Consider the following 22,329-nt stretch of genomic DNA (forward strand, 5'->3'; position numbering starts at 1 on the left):
TGCGCGCGCGTGCTTAGCCCGCCCGACGCGCCCGTACCTGTCGCAAACGGGGCATCGGGATCATATGCAGGCGCGGGCCACGCAGGATGGCCCGCGCCTCGGCCCCCATCAGGCTGGCAAGCTCGGGCCCGTCGCACCAGAGCCCGCCGGTATAGGCGCCATAGGCCGGCAGGATTACCCGGCTGGCGTCGAAGAGGAAGCAGGCCCGGGCCTTCCCCGCAAGCCGCGCCTTGGGGTGATAATGCCCCGAAACCTCGCCGCACGCGCCCGGTGCCGCGATATGGCGAAAACGAAGCGGCCCCTCCTGCAGTTCGCCCAGGTGGGTGCCCGCCAGCGTCAGCGGCGCGGGATCGTGGTTGCCCGCAATCCAGACCCAGCGCCGCCCCGCCTGCAGCCGTGCAATCCAGGCCAACGCGCCCTCGGGCAACCCCGTGGCCGCCGCGTCATCGTCAAAGCTGTCGCCAAGGCAGATGACGGTGGCCGGTCCCAGCCCCTCGATATCCGCCTGCAGACGGGTCAACGTCTCCTGCACCTCATAGGGGGGCAAAAGCGCGCCGCCCCGCCGGGCCAGCCGTTCGGACTTGCCCAGATGAAGGTCCGCCACGCATAAAAGCCGCCGTTCCGCCCACCACAGGGCGCCCGAGGGCAGGGCGGTCAGCGTCGTGCCGGAATGATCGAAATCGATGCTCATGCGCCCCACCTGCCGCAGGCGCCAGCATCGTTCAAGACACAATCATTCAAGCCACGATCATTCGAGCCCCGCCGCCTCCATCAGGCGCCGGGCGGCCTCTTCGGCCAGCCGTTCCCGACCTGCGCCCTCGACCGGGACACGCCCCTGTTCCAGCAGCATCGGCGCCGCAAGCGGTGTCACGCGGTCGAGCGCCATGTGGTCGATCCGCCCGCCGACGCGGGCCAGCATTTCCTCGATCCGACCGAAATCGACGAGGCCACGCATCGCCTCTTCGCGCGTGATCTGCATCAACAGATGGTCGGGGTCGTATTTGCGCAGCGTCTCATAGAGGATATCGGACGAGAATGTGGCCTGCCGCCCTGTCTTGCGCCGCCCGGCACTGTTGCGCGCGATCAGGCCCGAAATCACGGCACTGGCGCGGAAGGTGCGTTTCATCACCGCGTTGCCGGCAAGCCAGACGTCCAGCCCCTCGCGCAGCGCGGTCGCATCAAAGAGCGGCGCCGGGTCGGCCACATCCTCCAGGCCCCAGATCAGGGTGGCGTAGTCGGTCGCGACAAAGCCGAGCGGGGCAAGCCCCTGTTCCTCCATCCGCTTGGTGAGCAGAAGCCCAAGCGTCTGCTGCGCGTTCCGCCCCGCGAACCCGTAGGCCGCAAGATAGCGGCGCCCTTCATGGGGGAAGGTCTCGACCAGCAGCCGGTCGCGCTGCGGCAGTCGGGAGGCGCGCCGCTGAAGGGCCAGCCAGTCGGCGGTGTGCCGGGGCAGGCCGGGCCAGTCCCGCTGCTGGAACATATCCAGGATGCGGTGGGTGAGCAGGGTCGAAGTGGCGAATTTCGTGCCGTTGAAGACGGCCACCCTTGGGTCGCGCCCGGGGCTGCGGCTCACCTCTACCGTCATCTCGCGCAGGCCCTCATAGCGCACGATCTGGCCGGCGATGAGGAAGGTGTCCCCTTGGCTGAGCGAGGCCGCGAATTCCTCTTCCACCTCGCCCAGAGGCGCGCCGCCCCGTCCGCGTATCCGCACCTTGACGGTTTCCGGGTCGAGGATCGTTCCGATATTCATGCGGATCATCTGCGCCGCGCGGGGGTCGCGCAGTTGCCAGCGCCCGTCTCGCTGCATCAGCCGCTGCCAACGGTCATAGGCGCGCAGGGCATAACCGCCGGTCGCGACGAAATTCAGGCAGTCGTCGAATTCGGCACGGGTCAGCCCGGCATAGGGGCCGGCGGTCGTCACCTCGGCATAGGTTGCATCGGCCTCCAGCGGGCCGGAACAGGCAAGCAGCAGCAGGTGCTGGCACAGCACGTCACGCGGGCCGGTGCCGCGCGGCTCGCCGTCCAGATCATGGGCGCGGGCGGCCTCGAGCGCGGCCAGACATTCTACCACCTCGAAACGGTTCGCCGGCACAAGTAGCGCCTTGGAGGGCGCATTGTAGCGGTGGTTCGCGCGCCCGATCCGCTGGACCAGCCGCTTGACGTTCTTTGGCGCGCCGACCTGCACGACCAGATCCACATCGCCCCAGTCGATGCCGAGATCGAGACTGCCGGTGCAGACGATTGCCCGCAGACTGCCCGCCACCATCGCGGCCTCGACCCTTTCGCGCTGTTCCCGGGACAGGCTGCCGTGGTGGATGCCGATCGGCAGGTCTTCATGGTTCTGCAACCAGAGATCATGAAAGAACAGCTCGGCCTGGGCACGGGTGTTGTGAAAGATCAGCGTGGTCCGATGCGCCCGGACCTGATCGAGGATGGAGGGGATCGCATATCGTCCCCCACCCCCGGCCCATGGGGGCGGGGCGCCGGTTTCAAGCATCGCGATGTCAGGCTCGGGCCCGGGATCGGCGTGAATGATCTCGCGGGGATGCGGGGCAGGGGCGAGAAACCGCGCGATCGCGTCCGGGTCCTCGACCGTCGCCGAAAGGCCCACGCGCCGCATCCCGGGCGCAAGCGTCTGCAGCCGCGAAAGACAGAGCATCAACTGGTCGCCGCGCTTGCTTTCGGCCAGCGCGTGAATTTCATCGACGATCACCCGGGACAGCCCCGCAAAGATGCGCGGCGCGTCCTCATAGGACAAAAGCAGCGCGAGGCTTTCGGGCGTGGTCAGCAGTATCTGCGGCGGGTCGGCCCGCTGGCGCCGGCGCTGCGTATAGCTCGTGTCGCCGGTGCGGTCCTCGATACGGATCGGCAGCGCCATCTCCTGAACCGGCGTGGTCAGGTTGCGCCGGATATCCGCCGCAAGCGCCTTGAGCGGGGAAATATAGAGCGTGTGCAACCCGGGCCGGGGCTGCGACAGTTCCACCAAAGATGGCAGAAACCCCGCAAGGGTTTTGCCCCCGCCCGTCGGCGCGACAAGCAGCAGCGAGGCCGCCCCGGCCCGGTCGAGCATTGACTGCTGATGCGGATGAACGCGCCACCCGCGCGACGCGAACCAGGCGCAGAAAGACGGGGGCAGCGCGTTCATGACGCGAGAGATAGGTCGCGCCGCCCCGCTTGAACAGAGGGGGTCAGTTGACGATCGTCGCTTCGGTCGCGGCGCGAAGCTCCGCCTCGGTCACGCCATCGGCGAGTTCGACGATCCGCAGCCCGCCCTCGACCACATCCAGCACGCCGAGGTTGGTGATGATGCGATGCACGACACCGGTGCCCGTCAGCGGCAGGGTGCATTGCCGGAGCACCTTCGATTCGCCCGCCTTGTTCGTGTGATCCATGACGACCACGACCCGGCGCACACCCGCGACAAGATCCATCGCGCCGCCCATCCCCTTGACCAGCTTGCCGGGGATCATCCAGTTGGCAAGATCGCCGTTCTCCGCGACCTCCATCGCGCCGAGGATCGCCATCGCGATCTTGCCGCCGCGGATCATGCCAAAGCTGGTGGCGCTGTCGAAATAGCTGGTCCGGTCAAGTTCGGTGATCGTCTGCTTGCCCGCGTTGATGAGGTCGGGGTCGATCCTGTCCTCGGTCGGAAAGGGCCCCATGCCGAGCATTCCGTTTTCGGACTGAAGCGTCACGTCGATCCCGTCGGGGATGTAGTTGGAAACGAGCGTCGGAATTCCGATGCCAAGGTTCACATACATCCCGTCTTCAAGTTCCTGCGCCGCCCGCGCAGCCATCTGGTGGCGATCCCATGCCATGTCTCTGTCCCCCCTCAGGCCGCGCGGATGGTGCGTTGTTCGATGCGTTTTTCATGATCGCCCTGAACGATGCGATGCACATAGATACCGGGCGTGTGGATCATGTCGGGGTCGAGGCTGCCGACCGGGACGATTTCCTCGACCTCGGCAACGCAGATACGGCCGCAGGTGGCGGCGGGCGGGTTGAAGTTGCGCGCGGTCTTGCGATAGACGAGGTTTCCCTGTGCATCGCCCTTCCACGCCTTGACGATCGAAAGGTCGGCAACGATCCCCCGTTCAAGGATATAGGTCTCGCCGTCGAAATCCTTGTGTTCCTTGCCCTCGGCGATCACGGTGCCGACGCCCGTTTTCGTATAGAAACCGGGAATGCCCGCACCGCCCGCCCGCATCCGTTCGGCGAGGGTGCCCTGTGGGTTGAATTCCAGTTCAAGCTCGCCCGAAAGATACTGGCGCATGAACTCGGCGTTTTCCCCGACATAGGACGAGATCATCTTCTTGACCTGCCGTGTCTGGAGCAAAAGCCCGAGGCCGAAATCATCAACCCCGGCATTGTTCGATGCGATGGTAAGATCCCTGACGCCCGCGTCACGAATGGCCGCGATCAGCAATTCAGGAATACCGCAAAGGCCGAATCCGCCCGCGGCAATGAACATCCCGTCCGTGAGAACGCCTTCGAGCGCCTCTGACGCAGAACCGTAGATCTTCTGCATCTTCCCCCCTTCGCTGTGTCAGCAAAACTCTGACGCGGCGGTGCAGCGAAGTCAATCGGCGCGGGTGGGATTAGAAAGGTCGAAGGGCCCGCGCTAGGCGAGCCCCACGGGCGTCAGAGGACGCCGAACAGCATGAGAAGGATGATAAGCCCGGCGGGCACACCCAGAAGCCAGAGAATGATCGGCATGGAAACTCTCCTTTGTTTTTCACCATGCCAACCGACAAAGGCCGCGCCGGTTCCCGCCGCTCAGTCCTTTGCCGTTTTCGCAGACGCCTTTTTGACGGGGGCCTTGGCCTTCGTCGTGGCCTTGGTCTTTTTGGCGGATGCGGTCTTGCCCGCCTCTGTCTTGGTCTTGCTGGCGGGCTTCTTGGCGGCGGTCTTGCGCTTTGTCCCGCCTGTCTTGGAGGCTTTGGCAGCGATCAGTTCCAGCGCCTGTTCGGGCGTGATGTCTTCGGGCGTGATGTCCTTGGGCAGTGTCGCGTTCACCTTGCCCCATTTCACATAGGGGCCATAGCGCCCCTCCATGATCTGGACGGGCCCGCCATCCGGGTGTTCGCCCAGGTCACGCAGCGGCGCGGCGGTGCTGGTGGCACGCCCGCGGGATGCCTTCTGCGCCAGAACCTCGACGGCGCGGTTCATGCCTATGGTAAAGACTTCATCGACCTCGGGCAGGTTGGCGTATTTGCTGCCGTGCTTGACAAAGGGGCCATAGCGGCCGATGCCCGCCTCGATCAGCTCGCCGTCCTCGGGGTGGGGGCCGATCGCACGCGGCAAGCTCAGCAGTTGCAGCGCCTTTTCAAGGTCGATGCTTTCCGGCGCCCAGCCCTTGGGCAGAGAGGCGCGCGGGGGCTTCGGCACATCCGGCGTCGCTTCGCCGCGCTGGACGTAAGGCCCGAAGCGACCGATGCGCAGGGTGATCAGTTCGCCCTGATCCTCGCCCAGAACCTTGCCATCGAGGGCCGCCGCCTCTCCGTCGCCGGGCGCGGTGATGGGGCGGGTGAAGCGGCAGGCGGGGTAGTTGTTGCACCCGATGAAGGCGCCGCCCGACCGGGCTGTCTTGAGGTTCAGCCGGCCTGTGCCGCAGACCGGGCAGGTGCGGGGATCGCCGCCATCGGCGCGCGGCGGATAAAGATGCGGGGCCAGAACCTCGTCGATCTTTTCCAGAACTTCGGTGATCCGAAGCTCCGACGTTTCGGCGATGGCCGCGGAAAAATCCCGCCAGAAGCGGCTCAGGACCTCCTTGTAGTCACGCTCGCCGGCCGAGACGTCATCAAGCTGCGCCTCCAGATCGGCGGTGAAATCATATTCCACATAGCGGCGGAAGTAGTTCGAGAGGAACACGGTCACCAGCCGGCCCTTGTCCTCGGGGATCAGGCGGTTCTTGTCCTTGCGCACATAGCCCCGATCCTGGATCGTGGTCACGATGCTCGCATAGGTCGAGGGGCGGCCGATCCCGAGTTCTTCCATCCGCTTGACCAGCGTCGCCTCGGTATAGCGCGGGGGTGGCTGCGTGAAATGCTGCGCGGCCAGAACCGCGCCTGACGCGCCCAGGATGCCGCGCGCGCCATCCCCTTCGGACAGCCGCGCATGGGCAGCCTGCAAGCCGCCTTCGACCTTCGACAGCGCCTCGCCCTGCATGATCTGGGGCAGGCGCGCGCTGTCCTCATCGCCGTCATCGTCGCGCCCTTCTTCATAGACGCGCAGAAAACCGTCGAAATTCACCACCTGCCCGGTGGCACGCAGCCCCACCTGTCCGTCGCGGCTGGCAATCTCGACCGTGGTGCGTTCAAGCCGCGCGGCCGCCATCTGGCTGGCAATGGTCCGCTTCCAGATCAGCTCGTAAAGCCGCCGCTGATCGGCATCGGTCACGCGCAGCTTCGCGGGATCGACGGCCATATCGGTGGGGCGGATGCATTCATGCGCCTCTTGCGCATTCTTGGCCTTGTTCTTGTACATGCGGGGGCTGTCGGGCACATAGGCTGCCCCGAAACGCGACCTGATCTCATCGCGCGCCGCCATCACCGCCTCGGGGGCCATGTCGATGCCATCGGTCCGCATATAGGTGATATAGCCCGCCTCATAGAGCCGCTGCGCCGTGCTCATGGTCTGCTTGGCGCCCATGCCGAACTTGCGGCTCGCCTCTTGCTGAAGGGTCGAGGTCATGAAGGGCGCCGCCGGGTTGCGGTTGGCAGGTTTCGATTCGACGCTGGCGACGGAAAGATCGCGGCTGGCCACCGCCTGCACGGCAAGCTCGGCCGCCTCGGCCGTCGGCAGGTCATAACGGTCGAGCTTCTTGCCGCCCAGAACGGTCAGCCTGGCCTCGAATTCCTGCCCGCGCGGGGTGCGAAGCTGGGCGCGGACCGACCAGTATTCCCGGGGCCGGAAGGCCTCGATCTCCATCTCGCGCTCGACGATGAGGCGCAGGCAGACGGATTGCACCCGCCCGGCCGATTTCGCGCCGGGCAGCTTGCGCCAGAGAACCGGCGACAGGTTGAAACCGACCAGATAGTCGAGCGCACGGCGCGCCAGATAGGCCTCGACCAGTTCCATGTCGACGCTGCGCGGGTTCTTCATCGCCTCGGTCACGGCCGACTGGGTGATCGCGTTGAACACGACGCGGCTGACCTTGGTATCCTTCCTGATCGCCCGCGACGTCGCCAAAGCCTGCTGAAGATGCCATGAAATCGCCTCGCCCTCACGGTCGGGGTCGGTGGCTAGGATCAGTTCGCCGTCGCTTTTCAGGGCCTCGGCGATCGCGCGGATGTGCTTTTTGCTGTCCGCCGCGACTTCCCATTTCATGTCGAAATCATGGTCAGGGTCGACCGATCCGTCCTTGGGCGGCAGGTCCCGGACATGGCCGTACGACGCCAGAACCGTAAAGTCCGAGCCGAGATATTTGTTGATTGTCTTGGCCTTGGCGGGCGACTCGACAACGACGACGGCCATCGGGAATCCTTTTGTCACGGGGCGATCTTGGGGCGATCTTATAGGGCGGGCAAGATGTGGGGGTCGGGCGGGGATTGTCAATCCACGGTGGACGGACGCAATGCCGAATGCCGTGCCGCCCCCGCGGGGAGGTCGCCGCCAAGCGACAAAAGGCCCCCGGGATGCCGCTGGATCATGCCCTCAAGCTCCAGCGTGACGAGGGCGCCCGCAACGACCCCCGGTGCCGCCCCCAGATCGCGGATCAACTGATCCTCCGCCAGCGGGCTGGGGCCGAGCCGTTCAAGGATCGCCTGTGCCAGATCGGTGGGCGCCCCCGGCGCGGGAGGCGGTGGAACGGGCATGACACTCGCGGCAGGGCGCGGCCGCAAGGGGCCGGGTGCCCGGCCCACGGGCGTAGCCATCGGCCCCAGCACCTCCATCACGTCGGAAATGCTGCGCACAAGCGTGGCGCCCTGGCGGATCAGCAGGTTGCAGCCGCCCGCCCGCGGATCGACCGGATGACCGGGGACCGCCATGACCTCCCGTCCCTGATCGTTGGCGCAGGCGGCGGTGATCAGGCTGCCGGATCGTTCCGCCGCCTCGACCACGATCACCGCATGAGAGAGCCCGGAGACGAGCCGGTTGCGCTGCGGGAAGTGCCGCGCCTGCGGTTCCATCCCCGGCGGATGTTCCGAAAGGCGGCAGCCGCCTGCCGCGATCCGTGCGGCAAGGTCGCGATGTTCCGGCGGATAGATGTTGTCGACCCCGCCGGCATGAACGGCCACCGTGCCGCCCCCCGCCACCGGTTCCAGCGCGGCGGCATGTGCGGCGGCGTCGATCCCCCGCGCTAGGCCCGATACGACGCAGATCCCGGCCTCGGACAGTTCACGGGCCAGCCGGCGCGCCATGCGCAGCCCAAGGCTCGACGCATTCCGTGCGCCCACAAGTGCGACCATGGGCCGCCGCAGCACGACCCTGTCCCCAAGTGCCCAGAGAAGCGGTGGCGCGTCGGCGATATTCGCCAGCGCCTCGGGGTAATCGCTGTCGCCGAGGCAGAGCATCGTGGCGCCTGCCTTTTCGGCAGCCCGGATTTCGGCGAGCGCCACGCTGGGGGGCAGGGTTCATAGCCGGAGACACCGCTGCTTTGCGCGATTTCCGGCAATGCGGCGATGGCGGCCTGGGCGCTGCCATGCGCGGCCATCAGGCGCCGGAACGTCGCCGGCCCCACCCGGCGAGAGCGAATGAGGCGGAGCCATGCCAGCCGGTCTTCCGCCGAGTTGGGTGGGGTGAAGGACGTGGGGGAAGAAAACAAGTCCTCGGCCATCCATTTGCTCCGCCTCATTCAAGCGGCAGGATGGCGCGCTAACCTTAACAAGAGGTGAAGAAGCAATCTGCTGTGAACCGACAGGCCCCCAAAGCGGTTTGATCAGGCCGCGCTGCCCCCCACGGTCAGCCCGCCGATCATCAGGGTGGGCTGGCCCACGCCAACGGGCACCCATTGCCCGGCCTTGCCGCAATTCCCGATGCCCGGATCAAGCGCCATGTCATTCCCTATCGCCCGGATATGCCGCAGCGCTGTTGCGCCATCGCCGATCAGCGTCGCGCCCCGGATCGGGGCGCCGATGCGGCCGTTCTGAACGCGATAGGCCTCGGTGCAGGAAAAGACGAACTTGCCATTGGTGATATCGACCTGCCCGCCGCCGAAGCCTACGGCATAGATGCCGTCGCGCAGATCGGCGATGATATCGGCCGGCTCGGCCTCGCCGCCGAGCATATAGGTGTTCGTCATCCGGGGCATGGGCGCATGGGCATAGGATTCCCGCCGGCCGTTGCCCGTGGCCGAAACCCCCATCAGCCGCGCATTCTGCCGGTCCTGCATGTAGCCGACCAGAACGCCGTCCTCGATCAGCACGTTGCGGGCGCCGGGCGTACCCTCATCGTCGAAGGTGATCGAGCCGCGCCGGTCGGGCAGCGTCCCGTCGTCGAGCACCGTCACCCCCCGGGCCGCGACCTGCTGACCCATGAGGCCCGAAAAGGCCGATGTCTGCTTGCGGTTGAAGTCACCCTCCAGCCCGTGGCCCACGGCTTCATGCAGCAGGATGCCGGGCCAGCCGGCGCCCAGGACCACATCCATCACCCCGGCGGGGGCGGGCACGGCCTCCAGGTTGACCAGCGCGATGCGCAACGCCTCACGTGCGACGCCCTGCCAGTGCCCTTGGGCCATCAACAGCCCGAGACCATAGCGCCCGCCGCCGCCCGCATTGCCGGATTCGCGCCGTCCGCCCTGTTCGACGATGACCGAGATGCTGAGCCGCGCCATGGGGCGGATGTCGCGCAGGCGCAGCCCCTCGGGCCGCAGGATCTCGACCTCCTGCAGCGAGGCCGCAAGGCTTGCGCTGACCTGTACGACACGGGGGTCGAGATCCCGGACAAAGCTGTCGATCTCGCGCAGGGTCTCGATCTTCACCGGAAATGCGGCATCCGCCATCGGGTCGAGCGGCGCATAACGGCTCTGGTTCGTGCGGGGCGGGGGCGGGGCCATTGCCCCGCCGCCATCGGCGACCGCCAGCCGCGCCGTTTCGGCCGCGCGGCGCAGGGCCGCAACCGTCATGTGCGTGGAATGGGCGTAGCCCGCGACCTCGCCCCGCACCGCGCGAAGGCCGAACCCTTCCGAGGCGTCATAGCTTGCCGTCTTGACCCGCCCGTCATCCAGCACGACGGCCTCTGACTGCCGCCGTTCGAGGAAAAGCTCGCCGTCATCGGCGCCCGCGGTGGCATCCCGCAGGACGGCCAGCGCCTCGGCCTCGTCGAGCATCGTTTCAAAGGGACGAAAGCTGTTGTCGGGCATCCTGCGCCTTTCCGGTCGTTGATCTGGATCAAGCGGCGTCCGATTGCCGCAACAGTATCGCTTGTCGAGCAAGCTCTAATATGGTTTTACCAGTAGCCGATACAACGGGATTCCGCCCCGACGGGCGCGGGTCTCTCTCGGGCGGCAGATGGTCGCGTCAAGAACGGGAACAGATACATGCGATTCGCAAATTCACTTTCGGCTTTCGGTGCCGTGCTTGCGTCCAGTTTCCTTGGTGCGGCGGCCATGGCGCAGGATCTGCCGCGGATCGAGGGGCTTGAGGTTGTCGGCAAGCCGCGTCCGGGCGGCACCGGGTTTCAGCCCGCGGCCACCAGCATCGCATGGGATACGCACTGGCTGGACGGGATGCTGATCTATGTGATCACGGCGATCACGATCTTCGTCTCGATCCTGCTGATCTGGGTGCTGGTGCGCTATAACCACCGCCGCAACCCGGTTCCCGCGCGCTTTACCCACAACTCTCCGCTGGAGATCACCTGGACCCTGGTGCCGGTGCTGATCCTCGTCTTCATCGGGGCCTTCTCGCTTCCGGTGCTGTTCAACCAGCAGGAAATTCCCGAGGGCGACATCAACATCAAGGTGACGGGCTTCCAGTGGTACTGGGGCTACGAATACACCGACCACGATTTCAGCTTCGAAAGCTTCATGCTCGCCCGGGACGAGCTTGAGGAATATGGCTACGACCAGTCGGATTACCTGCTGGCGACCGATACCTCTGTCGTGGTTCCGCTGGGCGCGACCGTCGTGATGCAGGTCACCGCCGCCGACGTGATCCATTCCTGGACGATCCCCTCGTTCGGCGTGAAGCAGGATGCCGTGCCGGGCCGTCTGGCAGAGCTCTGGTTCAACGCCGACCGCGAAGGCATCTATTTCGGCCAGTGCTCCGAACTTTGCGGCAAGGACCACGCCTATATGCCGATCACCGTCAAGGTCGTGAGCCCCGAGGCCTATGAGGCATGGCTCGACCAGGCGATCGAATTCTATGGCGGCACCCCGCGCAATGCGCTTGCCCCCGAGGCGGCAAGCTGAACCCTGACAAGCCAGGACAGGCCGCGCCCGGCGGCCACCCGAGCGGGAGAGAGCGTTGACGGACATCCGTTCCTATGAGCAGACCGGCGAGGCAGGGTTCGGCGATTACGTCGCCCTGCTGAAACCGCGTGTCATGTCGCTTGTGGTGTTTACGGCGATGGTCGGCCTTCTGGTCGCGCCCGTCTCCGTGCATCCGATGGTGGCCTTCGCGTCGGTCCTGTTCATCGCGCTGGGCGGCGGCGCGTCCGGCGCGCTCAACATGTGGTGGGACGCGGATATCGACCGGGTGATGAAGCGGACCAAGGGCCGGCCCGTGCCCGCGGGCCTCGTATCGCCGCAAGAGGCGCTTGGCCTTGGCTGCGCGCTGACCGGGATCGCGGTGGTGATGCTCGCGCTCGCGTCGAACTTTCTGGCGGCGGGGCTTCTGGCCTTCACCATCTTCTTTTACGCCGTGATCTACACGATCTGGCTCAAACGCTCCACGCCGCAGAACATCGTGATAGGCGGCGCCGCGGGGGCCTTCCCGCCGATGATCGGCTGGGCCGTGGCAACCGGCGGCATCGGTATCGAGAGCGTGCTGATGTTCCTGCTGATCTTCATGTGGACCCCGCCCCATTTCTGGGCGCTGGCGCTCTTCATGAACGACGACTACACCCGGGCCGGGGTGCCCATGCTCACTGTGACGCATGGACGGCGCGTGACGCGCAATCATATCCTTGGCTATACGCTTGCGCTGGTGCCGGTGGCGATCGGCGCGGGCTTCACCTCGATCGGCGGGCCGGTCTATCTGGCAACGGCGATCGTCCTGAACACGATGTTTGTGCTGGGCGCCTGGCGTATCTGGCGGCGCGACGAAGACATGGCCGGGGCAGACGGCTACAGCGTGGAAAAGAAGTTCTTCCGCCTGTCGCTCGCCTATCTGTTCCTCCACTTCGCCGCGTTTCTTGCCGAGGCCGTGCTGCGCCCCTATGGATGGGGAGGCTGGTAATGGCCATTGTTGTCGAACATGAACTGCACCGCAGACGCTTGGGGCGGAATGTTGGCGTGGGGGTCGTGCTTGTGGCATTCGCCTTCCTGGTCTTCGGGCTGACGGTCGCCAAGGTTTCGGTCGGCGGGTCCATCCAGGCCTTCGATCACACCTATCGCCCGGCCCTCGACGCCGCCGCACAGGGGGTGCCCAATGGCAATTGACGTGCACCGCAAGACGGCGATCAAGCTTGTCGGCGTCGTGATCTTCATGGGCGCGATGGCCTGGGCGGCGGTTCCGTTCTACGACTGGTTCTGCCGCGTGACCGGCTTTGGCGGCACGACCAATGTGGCTTCCGCCGCAAGCGACCAGATTCTCGACCGCACGGTCCGGGTGCGCTTCGACGCCTCCAAGGAACGCGACATGCCGTGGGAATTCCGCCCCGTGCAGCGCGAGATGGAGGTCCGGATCGGCGAGACCGGGCTTGCCTTCTACGAGGCCTACAACCCCTCCGACGAAGCCGTGGCCGGCACCGCGAGCTATAACGTGACGCCCTATTCCGCCGGCGGCTTCTTTACCAAGATTCAGTGCTTCTGCTTTGACATGCAGGTCCTGCAACCGGGTGAGCGGGTCCAGATGCCGGTCACGTTCTATGTCGACCCGGCGATTGTCGATGATCGCGAAGCGCATAACGTGCACACGATCACGCTTTCCTATACCTTCCACGTGACGGATCTCCCGCAGGAGCAGGCCTCGGCCCGGCTTCCTGCCGAAGATCCAAGCGTTAACTGAGTGCCGAACGAGGGACTACGAAACATGGCGCATGAGAAAAACCACGACTACCACGTCCTGCCGCCTTCGATCTGGCCCTTTGCCGGATCTGTCGGCGCCTTCGTGATGCTCTTCGGCGCGGTGCTCTGGATGGCTCAGGGCACGCCCTGGATGTTCCTGATCGGGCTTGCGGGCGTTCTGTTCGTCATGTTCGGCTGGTGGGTCGACGTGGTGCGCGAAAGCCGCGCGGGCGACCATACCCCGGTCGTCAATATCGGCCTGCGCTACGGCTTCATCCTTTTCATCATGTCCGAGGTGATGTTCTTCGCGGCATGGTTCTGGAGCTTCTTCAAGCACGCCATGTATCCGATGGCCGAAGGGGCCGGCGGCGTCTGGCCCCCGGTCGGGATCGAGACCTTCGACCCTTGGCACCTGCCGCTGATCAACACGCTGATCCTGCTCTGCTCGGGCGCGGCCTGCACCTGGGCGCACCATGCGCTGGTCCATGAAAACAACCGCCGCGACGTGATCAACGCGCTCTGGATCACGGTCGGGCTCGGGGTGATCTTTACCTTCTTCCAGGCCTATGAATACAGCCACGCGGCCTTCGGCTTTGCCGGCAACATCTATGGCGCGAACTTCTTCATGGCGACGGGCTTTCACGGCGCGCATGTGATCATCGGCACGATCTTCCTCGCCGTCTGCCTGTTCCGCGTCTATCAGGGCGACTTTACCCCCGAAAAGCATGTGGGCTTCGAGGCTGCCGCCTGGTACTGGCACTTTGTCGATGTGGTCTGGCTTTTTCTCTTCGTCTCGATCTACATCTGGGGCGGCTGATCGCCCGACTGGAATCGAAAGATCGTCAGGGACGGGCGCGGGCCGAAAGGCGCGCGCCTTTCCATTGGAAGGAACCTGAATGCGACGCATCCTCCTCCCGCTGCTGTTCGGCATCGCGGGGACTGCCATTCTCCTGTCACTCGGTTTCTGGCAGGTGCAGCGGCTGCACTGGAAAGAAGCGGTGATCGCCGAGATCGAGGCGCAGATCCACGCGGACCCTGTGCCGCTGCCGGATGCGCCCGACCCGGCCACGGATCGTTACCGCCCCGTGATGCTGCGCGGCCAGACCACCGGCGAAGAGCTTCACGTGCTGGTCAGCCGCCGGGGAATGGGGGCGGGCTTTCTAGTTGTCTCGGCGTTCGAAACCGAAGACGGGCGTCGCGTTCTGCTCGACCGGGGCTATGTCCGCGAGGCGCAGCGGCGTGCCCCGCGTCCGCCCGTCCCCCTTGATGTCACCGGCAATCTCAACTGGCCGCAAGAGGCCGATGGCTATACCCCCGATCCCGACCCGGTGCGGGAACTCTGGTTTGCGCGCGACGTGCCGCGGATGGCCGAGGCGCTGGGGACCGAGCCTGTGCTGGTGGTTGCGCGCGAAAGCACCGGCGACGGGATCGAGGCGATGCCGGTCGACACATCGGCCATCCCGAACGACCACCTGAACTATGCGATCACCTGGTTCCTGCTTGCGGCCGTATGGGCGGGGATGACAGGCTATTATCTCTGGCGTATCACGCTGCAACGCGATGAAGGAACCGACAGATGAACTATATCTCGACGCGGGGCCGGGCGCCCGTCCTCTCGTTCGAAGAGGCGATGATGACCGGGCTGGCCCGGGATGGCGGGCTTTATGTGCCGCAGGAAATCCCGCGTCTTTCGGAACCGGAGATCGCAGCCCTTGCGGGGCTAAGCTATGAAGAGGCCGCCTTTCGCGTGATGCGCCCCTTCCTTGGCGACACCTTCACCGATGAGGCGTTCCGCGATATCATCGCGCGGGCCTACGGGGGCTTTGGCCATGCCGCGCGCGCGCCCCTGGTGCAGATCGGCGCGAACCATTTCCTGTTGGAACTGTTCCACGGGCCGACGCTCGCCTTCAAGGATTTCGCGATGCAGCTGATCGGCCAGCTGTTCCGCGCGGCCCTGTCGCGGCGGGGCGAGAGGCTGACGATCATCGGTGCGACCAGCGGCGATACCGGCTCCGCGGCGATCGAGGCGTTCCGCGGGCTGGAAGGGGTGGATGTGTTCATCCTTTTCCCCCGCGGCCGCGTGTCCGAGGTGCAGCGCCGCCAGATGACGACCCCGTCCGAGCCGAACGTCCATGCCATCGCGCTCGATAGCGATTTCGACGCCTGTCAGGCGCGGGTCAAGGACCTGTTCAACGATCTCGCCTTCCGGGACGAGGTGCGGCTTGCCGGCGTGAACTCGATCAACTGGGCGCGGGTGCTGGCGCAGGTGGTCTATTACTTCACCTCGGCCGTCAGCCTTGGCGCGCCGCACCGCCCGGTCAGCTTTACCGTGCCCACGGGCAATTTCGGTGACATCTTTGCCGGATACATCGCGCGGCGCATGGGCCTGCCGGTCGAGCGGCTGGTGGTCGCGACGAACCAGAACGACATCCTGCACCGCGCGCTCAGCACCGGGCGGTATGAGGTGCAGGGCGTGACGCCCACGATCAGCCCGTCGATGGATATTCAGGTGTCCTCGAACTTCGAACGGGCGCTTTTCGATGCCTATGGGCGCGATGGGGCTGCGGTGACGCAGCTGATGGATGAGTTGAAATCCACCGGCGGGTTCGAGATCAGCCAGGGGGTGATCGACCGGCTGCGCGATACATTCGTGTCGGGCCGCGCCTCGGAAGAGGAAACCCGCACGACCATCGCCCGGACCGCCGCAGAGACCGGAGAGGTGCTTTGCCCCCATTCGGCCGTCGGCGTGCATGTCGCCGGCGCGCATCTTGGCCCGGTGCCGATGATCACGCTGGCGACCGCGCATCCGGGCAAGTTCCCCGATGCCGTCGAGGCCGCAACCGGGCAACGTCCCGCGCTTCCGCTGCGCATGGCCGACATATTCGACCGGCCCGAGCGTGTGACCGATCTGCCCGACGATCTCGATGCGCTCCGCCAGTTCATCCGCGAAAGGATCACGAATTGACCGCACGCCTGACGACCCTGCCCAACGGCTTTCGCATCGTGACCGAGGCCATGCCGGGCCTCAAATCGGCCTCTGTCGGCATCTGGATCACGGCGGGCGGGCGGCATGAGCGGGCCGAGCAGAACGGCGTGGCCCATTTCCTCGAACATATGGCGTTCAAGGGCACGGAGCGGCGCAGCGCGCTGCAAATCGCCGAGGAAATCGAGGATGTGGGCGGCTATATCAACGCCTATACCAGCCGCGAGATGACGGCCTATTACGCCCGTGTGCTGGAAAACGACGTGTCGCTCGCACTCGACGTGATCGCGGATATCGTGCTGAACTCGGTCTTCGACCCGAGAGAGCTGGAGATCGAGCGCGGCGTCATCCTGCAGGAAATCGGGCAGGCGCTCGACACGCCCGACGACGTGATCTTCGACTGGCTGCAAGAGGCCGCCTATCCCGACCAGCCGATCGGGCGGTCGATCCTTGGCCCCTCGGAACGGATTTCCGCCTTCAACGCGGGCGATCTGCGCGGGTTTGTCGCCGAACATTACGGGCCGGGGCGGATGATCCTGGCGGCGGCTGGCGCGGTCGATCATGACCGCATCGTGGCCGAGGCGACCGCGCTCTTCGGCCATCTGCCGCCGACCCATGACGGGCAGGTCGTGCCCGCGCGCTTTGTCACCGGCGAACGGCGTGAGATGCGCGACCTCGAACAGGTGCATTTCGCCATGGCCTTCGAGGGTCCGGGCTATCGCGACCCCGAGGTGCACACGGCCCAGATCTTTGCGACAGCACTTGGGGGCGGCATGTCATCGCGCCTGTTCCAGAAGGTGCGCGAGGAACGCGGTCTCTGCTACACGATCTTCGCGCAGTCGGGCGCCTATGAGGATACCGGGTCGATGACCATCTATGCCGGGACCGGGGCGGCGGATGTGGCCGAACTGGCGGGCCTGACGATGGATGAGCTGAAGCGGTCCGCCGAGGACATGACCGAGGCAGAGATCGCCCGCGCCCGTGCCCAGATCAAGGCGGGGATGCTGATGGGGCTGGAAAGCCCTTCGTCCCGGGCCGAACGGCTGGCGCGGCTTCTGTCCGTCTGGGGCCGCGTCCCCGAGGTGGATGAAACGGTCGCCCAGATCGACGCCGTGACCTGCGACGGCGTGCGCGCCTATGCCGCGCGGATGGCGAGCGGGGCGCGGGCGGCACTGGCGCTTTATGGGCCCGCGAACAACGCGCCGATGCTCGAAACCCTGCGCGGTCGGCTCGCCGCCTGATGCTGGGCCTGCGCCGGAAGCTGCGGATCGAGACAGAGCGGATGACGCTGCGCCTGCCCACGCATTCCGACTATCGCCCCTGGGCCCGGCTGCGCCGCGTCAGCGCCGATTTCCTGACGCCCTGGGAACCCGTCTGGGCCGAGGATCATCTGGCGCGCAAGTCCTTCACCAACCGCGTCTACTGGTCCCAGCGCGCGCAGATGGGCGGCACGGCCCTGCCGCTGTTCCTTTTCCGCCGGGAAGACGACGCGCTTCTGGGGGCGATCACGCTCGACCACATCCGGCGCGGTCCGGCGCAGGCCGGGACGCTCGGCTACTGGATCGGCCAGCCCTATGCCCGTCAGGGTTATATGCGAGAGGCGATTGCCGCCCTTGTACACCACGCCTTTACCGCCCTTGACCTGAGCCGGGTCGAGGCTGCTTGCCTGCCCGAGAATGCCGCCTCGCGGGGCGTTCTGGAAAAATGCGGCTTCAAGTATGAGGGCGTGGCGCAAAGCTACCTGCAGATCAACGGGCGGTGGCGCAACCATGTCCTTTACGCCAACCTGCGCAATGACCGTCGCGGCCGGACCGAGGTGGGCTGATGGCGGCCACGCTGATGATCCAGGGCGCCGGGTCGAACGTGGGCAAGTCGATGCTGGTGGCGGGTCTGGCGCGGGTTTTTGCGCGGCAGGGTCTGGCGGTGCGGCCCTTCAAGCCGCAGAACATGTCGAACAATGCCGCCGTCTGCCCCGGCGGGGGTGAGATCGGGCGCGCCCAGGCGCTGCAGGCGCGGGCCTGCGGCGTGGCGCCGTCCATCCACATGAACCCGATCCTGCTGAAGCCTGAAACGGACACCGGCGCGCAGGTGGTGGTGCAGGGCCAGCGGCTGACCACGGTGCGGGCGCGGGATTACGCAGCGCTGAAGCCCCGGCTGATGGAGGCGGTGCTCGACAGTTTCGCGCGCGTGGGCAAGGGCGCCGATCTGGTGATCGTCGAAGGGGCGGGCAGCCCCGCCGAGGTCAACCTGCGCGCGGGCGATATTGCCAACATGGGCTTTGCCCAAGCGGCGCGGGTGCCGGTGGTGCTGGCGGGCGACATCGACCGGGGCGGGGTGATCGCGCAGCTCGTGGGCATACAGGCGGTCATCGACCCTGCCGACGCGGCGCTGGTGCGTGGGTTCCTCATCAACAAGTTCCGCGGCGATCCGCGCCTGTTCGACGACGGCTATCGCTTCATCGAGGCGCGGACAGGCTGGCGCGGGTTCGGGGTGGTGCCGTGGTTCACCGACGCCCATCGCCTGCCGGCCGAGGATGCGGCCGACCTGCGCCGGGCATCCACGGGCGGGACGTTTCGCCTCGCCGTCCCGATGCTGTCACGGATCGCCAACTTCGACGACCTTGACCCGCTGGCACAGGAACCCGGCGTGAGCGTGGAGATGATCCCCCCGGGCCGCCCCCTGCCAGTCGAGGCCGATCTGATCGTGATCCCGGGCAGCAAGTCCACCCGCGGTGACCTGCAGTTCCTGCGCGATCAGGGCTGGGACATCGACATCCGCGCCCAGCTTCGGCGTGGCGGGCGGGTGCTGGGCCTCTGCGGCGGCTATCAGATGCTGGGCCTGCGGATCGACGATCCGGAGGGGCTGGAAGGCGCCCCCGGCAGCACCGAGGGGCTGGGGCTTCTGGACGTGGTGACCCGGATGCAGCCGGAAAAGCGGGTGACGCTGACCGAAGCGCAGCATCTGCAAAGCGGCGAGGCTGTGCGCGGCTATGAAATCCACCTTGGTGTGACGGAAGGGCCGGATCGTGATCGCCCCGTTTTCCGGGTGGCGGGCCAGCCCGAAGGCGCGCGGTCAGCGGATGGACGCGTGATGGGAAGCTATCTGCACGGCATGTTCAGCGCCGACGGCTTCCGCCGCGCCTTCCTGCGCGGGATGGGCACCGAGGCGGGCAATTTCAGCTATGACGCCACCGTGGATGCGGTGCTCGACCGGCTGGCCGACCACCTTGAGGCGCATGTGGATTGCGCGGGCCTGCTGGCGGTGGCGCGGGCGGGGCTCTAGAACTCCACCCCCGGCTGGGCCTTGATGCCGGCGCGGAACGGGTGCTTGACCAGCGTCATTTCGGTCACCAGATCGGCCAGTTCGATCAGTTCGGGCTTGGCGTTGCGCCCGGTCAGCACGACATGGGTCATGGGCGGCTTTTCTGCCGCCAGGAACTCCAGAACCTCGGCCAGATCCAGATAATCATAGCGAAGGGCGATGTTGATCTCGTCCAGCAGGACCATCTGGATCGCGGGGTCGCGGATCAGCTCCTTGGCCTTTTCCCAGCCGGCGCGGGCGGCGGCGATATCACGCTCCCGGTCCTGCGTTTCCCAGGTAAATCCTTCGCCCATCGCGTGAAACTGGCAAAGGTCGCTGAAATTCCGCGTCAGCAGACGGCGTTCGCCCGTATCCCAACTGCCCTTGATGAACTGCACCACGGCGCAGGGCATTCCATGGGCGATGGCGCGCAGAATCATGCCAAAGCCTGATGACGACTTGCCCTTGCCCGCCCCGGTATGGACGATGATCAGGCCCTTTTCGCCGGTCCGGGTCTCCATCATCCGGTCGCGGGCGGCCTTGATCTTTGCCATTTTCTCGCGGTGGCGGTCGGGGTCGGTCTGCATCGGTTCTCCTCGCTTGACAGGGGGGCGCGGATGGCGCAGGTCAAAGGGGCTGGTTCCTGTTTATGACAGGCGAAGAGGGAATGTGACAGGGGGCAACCCCAAGCACAGCCGCCCCCGCGACCGTGACCGGAGAGGCTGCCCAAAGCCACTGGCCCAAGGCTGGGAAGGCAGGGAGGCCGCCGGGGTCCAACGACCCCGAGATCCGCAAGCCGGGAGACCTGCCAGCGCATGTGACGTAGACCGGACGGGGTGTTCCGGTGTCGGGCCCGCATGACGCTGCGGTTCCGCCATCATGCCCTCGTTCCACATATGAGGGACGAAAATGAAACGAATTATTCTTTCGGGCATCTGGGCGCTGTTCGCTCTGCCTGCGGCCGCGCATCACCCGATGGGCGGCGCGGCACCCGTGACGCTGTTCGAAGGGCTGGCGAGCGGCCTTGCCCACCCGGTGATCGGGGTGGATCACCTGGCCTTCATCGTGCTGGTGGGGCTGGCCGCCGCCGCGTCACAGCGTCTGCTTGCGGGGCCCGCGGCGTTCATCCTCGCCACGCTCGCCGGCACCTTCCTGCAGCTTGCCGGGGCCACCTTGCCGCTGGCCGAAATCATCATTTCGGGTTCGGTCGTGGTGCTGGGCGCGCTGTTGTTCCTTGGCCACCGCGTGGCGGGGCCTTCGGCGCTGGCGGGCTTTGCCTTTGCCGGGCTATTCCACGGCTGGGCCTATGGCGAGGCGGTGATCGGATCAGAGCCCATGCCCGTCCTTGCCTATCTGATCGGCTTTGGGCTGATCCAGTTCGCGATCGCCGCGGGCGTCGCGCGGCTGGCCCATGGCGCATCTCAGCCCGAAGGTTGGGTCAAGGCCCGGATCGCCGCTGCGGTCTGTGCGGGCGTGGGCCTTGCGTTTCTGGTCGAGGGCATCGAGGGGATGATTTTTGCCTGAGGATTTCAGCCCGGATGTCGTGCGGCTTCTGGTCTGCACCACCTGTCGCAGCGCCTCGGCTCCGCCCGACGGGGAAACCCGCGCGGGCGCCGTCCTTCTGGACCGGCTGGCCGGCCAGCTTCCCGAAGGGGTGGAGGCCGTCGCCGTCGAGTGCCTGTCGAACTGCACGCGCGGCTGCACGGTCGCGCTGCGGGGGGCGGGGCGCTGGACCTATGTCTATGGCAATATTGACCCCGACACGCATATCGGGGCGGTGCTGGATGGCGCCGCCCGTTACCGCGCCACGCCCGACGGGCTGGTGCCCTGGCGCGAACGGCCCGAGCATTTCCGCAAGAACTGCATCGCCCGTATCCCGCCGTTGGAGAATTGAATGAACGACCTTGTAAAGATCCCCGTCACCGTGATCACCGGCTTTCTGGGCGCTGGCAAGACGACGCTGATCCGCCACCTGATGCAGAACCCGCAGGGCCGCCGCCTTGCCGTGGTGGTGAACGAATTCGGTGATGTGGGCGTGGATGGCGAGATCCTGAAATCCTGCGCCATCCCCGACTGCCCCGAGGAGAATATCGTTGAACTTGCCAATGGCTGCATCTGCTGCACCGTGGCGGACGATTTCATCCCGACGATCGAGGCGCTGATGGCGCTGAATCCGCGCCCGGATCACATTCTGATCGAGACCTCGGGCCTTGCGCTGCCGAAGCCGTTGCTCAAGGCGTTCGACTGGCCGGATATCCGGTCGCGCATCACCGTGGACGGGGTGATCGCGCTGGCTGATGCCGAGGCCGTGGCCGCAGGCCGCTTTGCCCCGGATGTTGATCGGGTAGAGGCGCAGCGGGCGGCCGATGACAGCCTCGACCACGAGACGCCGCTGTCAGAGGTGTTCGAGGATCAGATCGCCTGCGCCGACATCATCCTGCTGACCAAGGCCGATCTGGCCGGGGACGCCGGGCTGGCAAAGGCGCGCGAGATCATCGCGGCCGAGGCCCCGCGCCCCCTTCCGGTGGTCGAGGTGACGGAAGGTGCAGTGGACCCGCGCGTGATCCTGGGCCTTGGCGCCGCGGCAGAGGATGACCTTGCTGCCCGCCCGTCGCATCACGACGATCCGCATGACCACGACCACGAGGATTTCGACAGCGTCGTGATCGACATCCCCGAACAGGCCGACCCCGCCGCGCTGACCGCACGGATCGAGGAACTGGCCCGCACCCGCAACATCCTGCGGGTCAAGGGCTATGCCGCCGTATCGGGCAAGCCGATGCGCCTTCTGGTGCAGGCGGTGGGTGCCCGGGTGCGCACCCAGTTCGACCGTCCCTGGAAGGCGGATGAGGCGCGGCAGGGCCGCCTTGTCGTCATCGCCGAACATGACGACATCGACGAGGCCGCGATCCGTCAGGCATTGGCGGGCTGACGG

Annotated in this window: 20 protein-coding genes, 1 pseudogene and 1 riboswitch; of the genes and pseudogenes, 13 read left to right on the forward strand and 8 right to left on the reverse strand. The window is 66.3% G+C overall.

What is annotated here, in order from left to right; all coding sequences use genetic code 11:
* Positions 1–13: 13 nt before the first annotated feature.
* From pdeM to tldD, 7 genes and pseudogenes are all read right to left on the reverse strand, one after another.
* Complete coding sequence (gene pdeM / locus ACFSGJ_RS13000; RefSeq protein ID WP_390262483.1) at positions 14–691, reverse strand: ligase-associated DNA damage response endonuclease PdeM; 678 nt, start codon at positions 689–691, stop codon at positions 14–16.
* Positions 692–748: 57 nt separating this feature from the next.
* Positions 749–3,145, reverse strand: coding sequence for a ligase-associated DNA damage response DEXH box helicase (locus ACFSGJ_RS13005; RefSeq protein WP_390262486.1), 2,397 nt, complete (start codon positions 3,143–3,145; stop codon positions 749–751).
* A gap of 43 nt (positions 3,146–3,188) precedes the next feature.
* Positions 3,189–3,818 (reverse strand): 3-oxoacid CoA-transferase subunit B, encoded by a 630-nt coding sequence (locus tag ACFSGJ_RS13010; protein WP_390262489.1) that lies wholly within the window; start codon positions 3,816–3,818, stop codon positions 3,189–3,191.
* A gap of 14 nt (positions 3,819–3,832) precedes the next feature.
* Entirely contained in the window at positions 3,833–4,528 is a 696-nt protein-coding gene (locus tag ACFSGJ_RS13015) for a CoA transferase subunit A (RefSeq protein ID WP_390262492.1), read from the reverse strand.
* 248 nt (positions 4,529–4,776) lie between these two features.
* A complete protein-coding gene (gene topA, locus ACFSGJ_RS13020; protein ID WP_390262495.1) occupies positions 4,777–7,476 on the reverse strand; it encodes a type I DNA topoisomerase in 2,700 nt (899 codons plus the stop codon).
* A gap of 77 nt (positions 7,477–7,553) precedes the next feature.
* A pseudogene (dprA, locus tag ACFSGJ_RS13025) lies at positions 7,554–8,779 on the reverse strand (DNA-processing protein DprA).
* Between the two features lie 102 nt (positions 8,780–8,881).
* On the reverse strand, positions 8,882–10,303 hold the full coding sequence (tldD, locus tag ACFSGJ_RS13030) for a metalloprotease TldD (protein ID WP_390262498.1): 1,422 nt from the start codon (positions 10,301–10,303) through the stop codon (positions 8,882–8,884).
* A 177-nt stretch (positions 10,304–10,480) separates the two neighbouring features.
* Between tldD and coxB the strand changes: the two genes are divergently transcribed.
* The 10 genes from coxB to ACFSGJ_RS13080 all read left to right on the forward strand — a co-directional run bounded on the left by coxB (position 10,481) and on the right by ACFSGJ_RS13080 (position 19,376).
* A complete protein-coding gene (gene coxB / locus ACFSGJ_RS13035) occupies positions 10,481–11,353 on the forward strand; it encodes a cytochrome c oxidase subunit II (protein ID WP_390262501.1) in 873 nt (290 codons plus the stop codon).
* Between the two features lie 55 nt (positions 11,354–11,408).
* The gene (gene cyoE / locus ACFSGJ_RS13040; protein WP_390262503.1) at positions 11,409–12,341 is read left to right on the forward strand and encodes a heme o synthase; all 933 of its coding nucleotides are present in this window, start codon (positions 11,409–11,411) and stop codon (positions 12,339–12,341) included.
* The gene (locus ACFSGJ_RS13045; protein ID WP_390262506.1) at positions 12,341–12,544 is read left to right on the forward strand and encodes a hypothetical protein; all 204 of its coding nucleotides are present in this window, start codon (positions 12,341–12,343) and stop codon (positions 12,542–12,544) included. Before cyoE ends, ACFSGJ_RS13045 begins: the two co-directional genes overlap by 1 nt.
* Entirely contained in the window at positions 12,534–13,112 is a 579-nt protein-coding gene (locus tag ACFSGJ_RS13050) for a cytochrome c oxidase assembly protein (protein ID WP_390262509.1), read from the forward strand. Before ACFSGJ_RS13045 ends, ACFSGJ_RS13050 begins: the two co-directional genes overlap by 11 nt.
* Before the next feature lie 24 nt (positions 13,113–13,136).
* Positions 13,137–13,928 carry a cytochrome c oxidase subunit 3 gene (locus ACFSGJ_RS13055; RefSeq protein ID WP_390262512.1) on the forward strand — a complete coding sequence of 264 codons (792 nt, stop codon included), beginning with the start codon at positions 13,137–13,139 and terminating at the stop codon, positions 13,926–13,928.
* Positions 13,929–14,007: 79 nt separating this feature from the next.
* Positions 14,008–14,691: an SURF1 family protein gene (locus ACFSGJ_RS13060; RefSeq protein ID WP_390262515.1), complete on the forward strand. Its 684-nt coding sequence runs from the start codon at positions 14,008–14,010 to the stop codon at positions 14,689–14,691.
* Positions 14,688–16,076 (forward strand): threonine synthase, encoded by a 1,389-nt coding sequence (thrC, locus tag ACFSGJ_RS13065; RefSeq protein ID WP_390262518.1) that lies wholly within the window; start codon positions 14,688–14,690, stop codon positions 16,074–16,076. The genes ACFSGJ_RS13060 and thrC overlap by 4 nt, the downstream gene beginning before the upstream one ends.
* Complete coding sequence (locus tag ACFSGJ_RS13070; RefSeq protein WP_390262520.1) at positions 16,073–17,335, forward strand: M16 family metallopeptidase; 1,263 nt, start codon at positions 16,073–16,075, stop codon at positions 17,333–17,335. The genes thrC and ACFSGJ_RS13070 overlap by 4 nt, the downstream gene beginning before the upstream one ends.
* Positions 17,335–17,919, forward strand: coding sequence for a GNAT family N-acetyltransferase (locus ACFSGJ_RS13075; RefSeq protein ID WP_390262522.1), 585 nt, complete (start codon positions 17,335–17,337; stop codon positions 17,917–17,919). Before ACFSGJ_RS13070 ends, ACFSGJ_RS13075 begins: the two co-directional genes overlap by 1 nt.
* The gene (locus ACFSGJ_RS13080; RefSeq protein ID WP_390262525.1) at positions 17,919–19,376 is read left to right on the forward strand and encodes a cobyric acid synthase; all 1,458 of its coding nucleotides are present in this window, start codon (positions 17,919–17,921) and stop codon (positions 19,374–19,376) included. The genes ACFSGJ_RS13075 and ACFSGJ_RS13080 overlap by 1 nt, the downstream gene beginning before the upstream one ends.
* Here the strand turns inward: ACFSGJ_RS13080 and cobO are convergent.
* Positions 19,373–19,981, reverse strand: a complete 609-nt coding sequence (cobO, locus tag ACFSGJ_RS13085; RefSeq protein WP_390262528.1) for a cob(I)yrinic acid a,c-diamide adenosyltransferase — start codon at positions 19,979–19,981, stop codon at positions 19,373–19,375. The two genes, ACFSGJ_RS13080 and cobO, sit on opposite strands and share 4 nt — an antisense overlap.
* 33 nt (positions 19,982–20,014) lie before the next feature.
* Positions 20,015–20,221, forward strand: a riboswitch (cobalamin riboswitch).
* Positions 20,222–20,303: 82 nt separating this feature from the next.
* On the opposite strand from cobO, the gene ACFSGJ_RS13090 reads away from it, so the two are divergent.
* The 3 genes from ACFSGJ_RS13090 to cobW are packed head-to-tail and all read left to right on the forward strand — an operon-like array spanning position 20,304 to position 22,326.
* The gene (locus ACFSGJ_RS13090) at positions 20,304–20,918 is read left to right on the forward strand and encodes a HupE/UreJ family protein (protein ID WP_390262531.1); all 615 of its coding nucleotides are present in this window, start codon (positions 20,304–20,306) and stop codon (positions 20,916–20,918) included.
* The gene (locus tag ACFSGJ_RS13095; RefSeq protein WP_390262534.1) at positions 20,911–21,288 is read left to right on the forward strand and encodes a DUF1636 family protein; all 378 of its coding nucleotides are present in this window, start codon (positions 20,911–20,913) and stop codon (positions 21,286–21,288) included. Before ACFSGJ_RS13090 ends, ACFSGJ_RS13095 begins: the two co-directional genes overlap by 8 nt.
* Positions 21,289–22,326 carry a cobalamin biosynthesis protein CobW gene (gene cobW / locus ACFSGJ_RS13100; RefSeq protein WP_390262537.1) on the forward strand — a complete coding sequence of 346 codons (1,038 nt, stop codon included), beginning with the start codon at positions 21,289–21,291 and terminating at the stop codon, positions 22,324–22,326. It begins immediately after the preceding gene.
* Positions 22,327–22,329: the final 3 nt, after the last annotated feature.

Origin of the sequence: Halodurantibacterium flavum, assembly GCF_042681825.1 — a bacterium.
Classification (GTDB): Bacteria; Pseudomonadota; Alphaproteobacteria; order Rhodobacterales; family Rhodobacteraceae; genus Halodurantibacterium; species Halodurantibacterium flavum.